This window comes from Pseudomonas sp. P1_F1_2 (genome assembly GCF_056405815.1).
Window position 1 is genome coordinate 1 of record NZ_JBFUBK010000172.1, and the last position, 7,438, is coordinate 7,438.

The following is a 7,438-nucleotide window of genomic DNA, read 5'->3' on the forward strand; positions in this document are numbered from 1 at the left end:
GACATCTCAAGGGCCACCAGTCACGGGATAGGTGCGCCTGCACTAAGCCAAAAACCTCAAATTAACCCAATAACGACGCAGCAAAGGTCAACGAAGGGCCGAGAAACCACACAAAGTGGTGAGTAGGCTATCCGGTGGTAGCTGTGCTTGATTTTACTCAGGCTGAAAATCCGACTTTTTCAACAGAATCGGCCAATAGCGGCCCGTCGAAGATATCCCTGTAACGTTCATTGAGGCTCGCAATGAACGCTACGTGACAATGCCAAACGGCGAGCGCTTATCAGCCGCTATCGATCGCACGCTCCGTTTGCCGGCAAACCTGCATAGATGGAAGGGTATTAGAACGTTACCCGTAACAACCCCACAAGGCCGTTCTCATGAGCGTCGCTGGCTAATTGGCCGTTGTAGATCAGACTCAGGTTGGTACTCGGGGTCAGCGCCGCTTCCATCCCCAGATTCACGATGGTCACGTCCTCGGCCAACGGTACGCCGGGTATCGAGAATGTGTTTGCTGAGCGGGCGAACGATTGTGTGTCGACAGGTTCGAGATCGCCAAATGTATGGCGCCAGCCCAACCCGCCTTTCACCCTCATGGGCACGTTATTGGCGAGGAAGGTGTAGCTGGGCCTTATTCCCAATGTGCTGTACGTCACATCGTTGTCGCTGCTGTCCACGGAGAGTGCAGCAGGCCCACCGTGTTCGGTGAACCCATCGGCGTTCACCTTCACCCACGCGAGGTCGGCATAGGGCTCGAGCATCATCGGCCCCACATTGAACCTGTATCCGACATCGCTGAAGACCTGGCCGGTATTGGCCGAGTAGTCGGCGTGAGGGGAGTCACTGAAATCGCCGAAGTTCACGGTCCGGCGCGTATCGATTTCGTTGAACGTGTAGCTGGTGCCCGCCTTGAGCGACCACGGCCCGAGCAGCGTACCGACGTACGCGCCAACGGTGTAATTATCGCCATCGGCCGAACTGTAGCGCGCGTCCACATTGGACCGTGTGTAGCCGAACAAAACGCCCAGTGTGGTGGTGTCGGTGATGCGCGAGTCGATCCCCAGAAACGTCCCGCCGGTATCAACCGATAGGTCACCTTGTTCGCGGTGTGCGCCGACACCTTGTATCCATGCGGTCAGGTTCGAAGCCAGTTGCACCGTATTGTCCGCAGCATGGTGGGGGGTGACCGGCGCCCCCAATGGCGTGTCGAGACGGTCAAAGACCGCGTCCCGCACGAAGTGGCTGTCCTCCAGCATCACGGTCATGAGCGATGGGTTGATCTGACCCGACAATTGATCGAGAGCGACCCGGATTTCGCCCACGGTGGGCAACAGGATGATCCCGCCGAGGATCGGGTTGTCTGGCGGTAACTCATCCACGGCGCCCCCTGTTGATTCTTGAGGTGGGGTGATCGCTATCGGGGGGTCTGGTGTGCCCCCCGGTGGCGGGATGACGATCGGGTGTTCAGGTGTGCCGCCAATAGGTACCTGATTGCGGGCGACGAGGAAGTAGGCATTGTTCTGGTCGTAGGTGAGGCTGACGGTCGACAGCGGCAGCTGTCGGGTCGGGTAATTGAACGTGCCGTTGACGCCACCGTCAGCGGTGAGGATCGCGTACCGCTGGTTCACCACCGGGATAAAACCGTTGAGTAAGGTGGTGGCGTCGGCATTGTTCAGCGTAGCGACGCCGGTGGCGTGAATCAGGTCATGCGCGCCGGAGGGGTTGAAGTCCACGATGTAATTGGCCGTGGGGGCGGTGGTCAGGCTCCCGGCAATATTGAGGGTGCCGGTTGTGTCGCGGGCGGGGCCCGGTGAAACAAAACCGCCGACGGTGGTTTGCGGCAGTGTGCCGGTGCCGCCGAGGAAGGTTCCCTGGTTGGTTATCAACTGACTGGAGGTTGCGATTGAGCCATTGATGAACAGGAATCCGGCGTTCAGGTTTGTCGCCCCTGTGTAGGTATTACTGGCATTGAGCGTGACAAGCCCGCCGGAACCGCCGTCACCGTCCAGGGCCAAAGAGCCGGAGCCACTGATCACACCATTCAAGGTGAAACCGGTATCGACAGCTTGTATGAGTGTGGCGTTTCCGGTCAGGGTTACTGGGCGATTTGTCGCGAAAGTCTGCTTGGTTCTCAGTGTGCCGTTACCAATGGTCAACGTCCCGCCAGGGGCCCCAAGATTACTGTCGGTGTTGATTGAGAGAGTGCCGGCGTTGATGGTGGTGCCACCCGTGTACGTGTTGTCCCCGGTCAGCACCAGCGTCCCGCCGGCGCCGTTCTGAATGACACCCCCGATTCCGCCGAGGTTGTTATTGATAGTGATCAGCTCGGGGGAATTGACGATCAGGCCGGGGCCGCCGAAAGCAACTGGAAGCCCGGATATCGCGTAATCCTGGCCGTTGTTGCCGCTGTCTACGAATTCCCAGGATGAGGGGTTGACTGGGAGGTCCACTGAAATACTGTCATTGCCGACGTTGGTGAATGACGCGATGTCTCCCTGATTTTCAGGGACCCCTTGCGGCGTCCAGGACTCCGGGCACGTATAACAACTAGCCCCCGCCCAAGTGAACGTCTCGGCGAGTACCGGTGACACCTGCGTCAATCCGACCGTGAGCACCAGGATAGGTAGGTATCGTGTCACGCTGCTCACCTCTGGGACAGGGCGGCTGATTGCGTCATCCGCAGTGCAGTAAGTCGCCAGTTAGTCGCGTCGGCCTCCTTGACGAGAAGGCAGTGAAGAGATTAGACAAGGTTTCCCGAATTCACGAGCCGGATCCTTAGGCGATGCCTGGAACCGCAAAAGTACCTGGTCGAAATTCGCGCCCAGGATAATTTCCCAATGCAAATGCAAATGCAAATGCAAAGGCCAATGCCGGAGTGCCACTTTTCCACTGCTATGCTGATAGCATCTTTTTCCTTCACTAGAGACGAGCAGCATGGCAGCAGAAGGCAAGCATTCCCTGCTCACTTTCAAGGTTATGGCCGGCTCGGCTGGAGGCGTCCTTGTCGCTTGGGCTGCCACAAAGCTGCTCGACACTTACTTCGAGCTGACGTTGCTGGCCGTTACCAAGGGCTGGCTGCTACGTGCGTGGAGCTGGCTTCTGTTAGAAACGCCCATGCCGAACTGGTCGCTGCTGATGTTTATCGCGGCGCTGATCAGCACTCTCGCTGTAGCAATTTACTACTACCGCACCACTGACGGAGCTTGCGGCGAGCTACATGAGATAGAGCGAAAAATTTACAAAGCGAACAACCCTCAGTTTCCACAGCTGACAGAGAACCAAACACTGTTGATGGAAGCGTTGGCCTATCATGCAAACTTCAGAAAAATTGCAAACTTAGACTCGGTTTGCAAACTTGTGTCACTCAGCAAGTTGGAAGTTGAAGAAGGGCTTAAGCAACTCCAGGTCAAACGTCTTGTTAAGCAAAAAGTGACACGGGGTACGTTCGGCGCCACCATTTTTGAACTTACCTTGGCAGGCAAGGACTATGCGTTAGAGCGACTTGAACTAACGTAGTAAAGAAACACAGGACGCGCCCTGAAGGCACTTCTTGAGTGACAGAATTCACCCGACGGGTGACACCTCGTTCCTTCCAATATTTCTCCTGCCAAGCTGATGTCTTCATGGAAAAATCGCGATGCCAAACTCAGACCTGCTCCCTTCCCTGCTGTTCAAGATCAACGAAAACCAACTTGCACTCGAAGCCGCCATCATGGAGCTTTCGAACTGGGTCGAGCTACAGGGTGCGGCTGATGTCGCCGACAACGTGCGCTGCGCTCTTGAAGCCATCGACAAGAATGAAGAGTTCATCAAGATAACGCTCGCGTTGATGATGACGCCGGAGTAACGGCATTCGCAGGCCACTGTCGCTCGCTACGTCCGCAATGGACTTTTAAAATCGCGCCAGCGCTATGACAAATCGCGACATAGCGAGCATTCAGCTATTGAGGTGCCGGTTGAATCCAGCCAATAGCAGGCATGTAAACAGACCCAAATCATGACTCGGTAAAGATGAGCTATCTTGTCAGCGACTCACCGCCATCAGGTGATCGCCATCAAGTAAGGATGCTTTATGAATCGCCCCCCCTATCGCCACGCCCTCTTTGCACTGACGTTCATCACGACACTCTCCACTGCAGCTTTGTTGGCCACTCAGGGCTACGCCGCCGAGGCCACCTTCGTCGGGCCTGTAGCCGGCACCAAGGTGACTGAGCCGTACGTGCGCATGATGGCGCGTGAGGCGTACTTCTGGGGTTGGCCGATGGCCAATATCTTCAACCGTCGCCAGGCCTTCAAAGACCTTCCCGAGCCGGGTTTGATGGGCGGCATTGTGCCAGTGGCACCGATCAATCAGCTGTCGCTGTTGAGCGACTACATCGACCCCGCCGAGCGGCTGGTGGCGTGTCCCAATCAAGACGTCGTGTACGGCGCCGGCAGCATTGCCCTGGACCTTGAGCCCGTGGTGCTGCAAGTGCCGGATTTCGGCAGTCGGTTTTGGGTGTATCAGGTGGTTGATCTGCGCTCGGACAGCTTCGCCGAGCTGGGCAAAATGTACGGCACTCAACCTGGCTTCTACTTGCTGGTCGGGCCGGACTGGAATGGCAAGGTCCCGGCCGGCATTACCAAAGTGTTTCGTGCGCGCAGCAACACCGGTTTCGTGATTCCCCGCGTGTTCCAGGACGACACCGCCGCCGACCGCCAGACAGTGCAACCGGCGCTGGCCGGGATCGACATGTACCCGTTGTCCAAGTACGACGGCAAGGTCAAAAAACGTGACTGGGCCAAGCTGCCGAAATTTCCCGCCCAAGCGCAAGGCAACGCCGAAACCAAGTGGGTGATGCCAGAGAAGTTCTTCGACGAACTGCCTGCCCTTCTCAAAGATGCCAAGCCATTGCCGGGTGAAGAAGCCCGTTATGCGCAAATGGCCGCCCTGAGTGCTATCGCCAAGGCAGATCCGCAGCTCAAGGCAGCGATGATCGACGAGGCGAAAAAAGCCGACAGCGAAGTGATCGATCCGCTGTTGCAGTTCCGCAACTACGGCCTGCAATTGCCGGATCACTGGAGTACCGTCAGTAACGGCGCGGCGTTCGGTACCGACTATTTCACCCGCACGGCCGTGGCACGCTCGAACATTTTCGTTAACCAGCAGAAAGAGACCAAATACTTCTATCAGGATCTGGATCAGGCTGGCGCGCGTCTCAATGGTCAGAACGGGTACAGCGTGACCTTCGCCAAAGACAAGCTGCCCCCGGTCAAAGGCTTCTGGTCGCTGACGCTGTACAACGAACAACACTTTTTCGCGCCCAATGACCTGAAGCGTTATTCCATCGGCACCAAGAACAAATCCCTGCAAGCCAACGCCGACGGCTCGCTGACGATTTATGTGCAGAGCGAATCGCCGGGCAAGGACAAGGAAAGCAACTGGCTGCCTTCGCCCAAAGACGCGGACTACTCGTTGTATATCCGTGCCTATTGGCCAGAGCCCGCCGCACTGAATGGCCAGTGGGTTCCGCCAGCCGTAGTCAAAGCCGATTAATCAGAACAGGACGTCAATCATGAGTACCTCAGGTAAAACCCTGACTGCCTTGACCCTGGGCATTGCAATCAGCATCAGCGCCCAGGCCGCCACGCACTACGAGCAACTGGCCGATCTGCCGTTTGCCGGCGGCTATCCAACACTCGACGGTGTGGCGCAACTGAAAAACGAGCTGTTGTTCCAGCGCGCCGTGCAGTCTTACATCTGGGCCTTGCCCGCGCTGAACATGTACGCCATGAAAGAAGGCTCGGAGAAAACCTTCGGCGCGGGCTACAACGTGTTGCCGATCTGGAAAGACCGACTCAATGCCAGGACACTCGTGACCACGCCGAACTCCGACGTGATCTATGCCATGGGCTATCTCGACCTGAAGCAGGAAGGTCCGATGGTGATCGAGGTTCCGCCGGGCTTGCAGGGCATTCTCGACGATTTCTTCCAGCGCCCGATCTGCTCCGAGGGCCAGATTGAAGGTCGTCAGTGGTGCGGCGATGTCGGCTTGCCCGGGCCGGACAAGGGCAAGGGCGCCAAGTACCTGGTATTGCCACCGGACTACAAAGGTGAAGTGCCGCCCGGTTACCTGACTTACCGCTCGCGCACTTACGGGGTGTTTGTGTTCTGGCGCGGGTTCTTCAAGGATCCGAAGCAACTTGAGGGGCCAGTGAAGGTCATGGAACAGACGCGCATCTATCCGCTGGGTAAAGAAGCCACGGCCAAGGCAATGGCGTTCCCGAACGCTTCGAAAACTCCGGTCAACATGCTCTACCCTACCGATGGCAGCGCATTCGACATGCTCTCGCGCTTTATCGACCATGAATATGTCGACCCGCAAGACATGGAAATGCGCGGCATGCTCGCCGCCCTGGGCATCGTCAAGGGCAAACCGTTCCAGCCTGACTCGGCAACGCGGGAGCTGCTCGACAAGGCCGCGAAAACCGCCAGCAAGATCGGCCACGCCATTTCCTATACCCCGCAGACCATTGTCACCGGTGGCACCTGGTATCCGGATCGCAAGTGGCTGAATGTATTCCCCGGCAACGCCACTTTTACTGCCGACACTTTCAACTACATCGACCCGCGCACAGGATTCTTCACCAACGCCTATTCGGCGAGCCCAGGCATGGCGGTGAACATGGAGAACGTCGGGGCCAAGTACCCGGCGACGTTCGTCGATGCCAAAGGGGAATTCCTGTCGGGCAGTAACGTTTACACGCTGAACTTGCCAAAAGGCATTCCGGCTGCGTTGTTCTGGTCGGTCACGGCCTATGACTCGGTGACCGCCTCCGGTCTGGATAACGGGCAACCCTTCCCATCGCTGAACACCATGGACAAACCAGTGGCCAACGCCGACGGCTCGATCGACGTCCACTTCGGCCCCGAGTCACCGGGGGCTGGAAAAAACTGGATTCGGACTCTGCCTGACAAGGGCTTCTTCGTCATCCTGCGTTTGTACGGCCCGACCAAGGCGTTCTTCGATAAAGCCTGGAAACCTGGCGATTTRCAGAAACAGTAACGAGAGACACCGCCAGGCGATATGAGCACATCAGAGTGCTCATATCGCCGTGGGGTTGGTTTGACGGAACGATGTTTTACCGCCGGTCAGTGGCAGCAATGGGGGGTGGATTCAACCGGTCGATTCAACACTTATGGCGACGGTCCTGACTGTTTGTTTGCAGCTCTTTGCCCGAGGCTGTCACAGCCATTAGCTGCCATTCGTGACAGACCGCCATCGGCCGATTCTGTTGAAAAAGTAGCTCCCATGTCTGGGCTGCGGCAAAATTGCTGCATTGGCCGGCGGGGGATCACACAGCATGATGGGACAGTTATCGAGTGGGCAGGAGCGACTGTTTTACTCGTTCAACCTTGAAGATCACATCCCAGCCAATCACCTTCTGCGCAGCATTGATC

5 protein-coding genes are annotated in these 7,438 nt (G+C 57.2%); 4 read left to right on the top strand and 1 reads right to left on the bottom strand.

Annotated features, from left to right (window positions below; genetic code table 11):
- Positions 1-338: 338 nt before the first annotated feature.
- Complete coding sequence (locus AC1D2P_RS29800) at positions 339-2,636, bottom strand: autotransporter family protein (RefSeq protein WP_477758598.1); 2,298 nt, start codon at positions 2,634-2,636, stop codon at positions 339-341.
- A 295-nt stretch (positions 2,637-2,931) separates the two neighbouring features.
- Between AC1D2P_RS29800 and AC1D2P_RS29805 the strand changes: the two genes are divergently transcribed.
- The 4 genes from AC1D2P_RS29805 to AC1D2P_RS29820 all read left to right on the top strand — a co-directional run bounded on the left by AC1D2P_RS29805 (position 2,932) and on the right by AC1D2P_RS29820 (position 7,043).
- Positions 2,932-3,513, top strand: a complete 582-nt coding sequence (locus AC1D2P_RS29805; RefSeq protein WP_477758599.1) for a hypothetical protein — start codon at positions 2,932-2,934, stop codon at positions 3,511-3,513.
- Positions 3,514-3,634: 121 nt separating this feature from the next.
- Positions 3,635-3,844 carry a hypothetical protein gene (locus AC1D2P_RS29810; RefSeq protein WP_109787270.1) on the top strand — a complete coding sequence of 70 codons (210 nt, stop codon included), beginning with the start codon at positions 3,635-3,637 and terminating at the stop codon, positions 3,842-3,844.
- A gap of 225 nt (positions 3,845-4,069) precedes the next feature.
- Positions 4,070-5,533 carry a DUF1254 domain-containing protein gene (locus AC1D2P_RS29815; protein ID WP_477758600.1) on the top strand — a complete coding sequence of 488 codons (1,464 nt, stop codon included), beginning with the start codon at positions 4,070-4,072 and terminating at the stop codon, positions 5,531-5,533.
- Between the two features lie 19 nt (positions 5,534-5,552).
- Positions 5,553-7,043 carry a DUF1254 domain-containing protein gene (locus AC1D2P_RS29820; protein ID WP_109787272.1) on the top strand — a complete coding sequence of 497 codons (1,491 nt, stop codon included), beginning with the start codon at positions 5,553-5,555 and terminating at the stop codon, positions 7,041-7,043.
- The last annotated feature ends 395 nt before the right edge of the window (positions 7,044-7,438 follow it).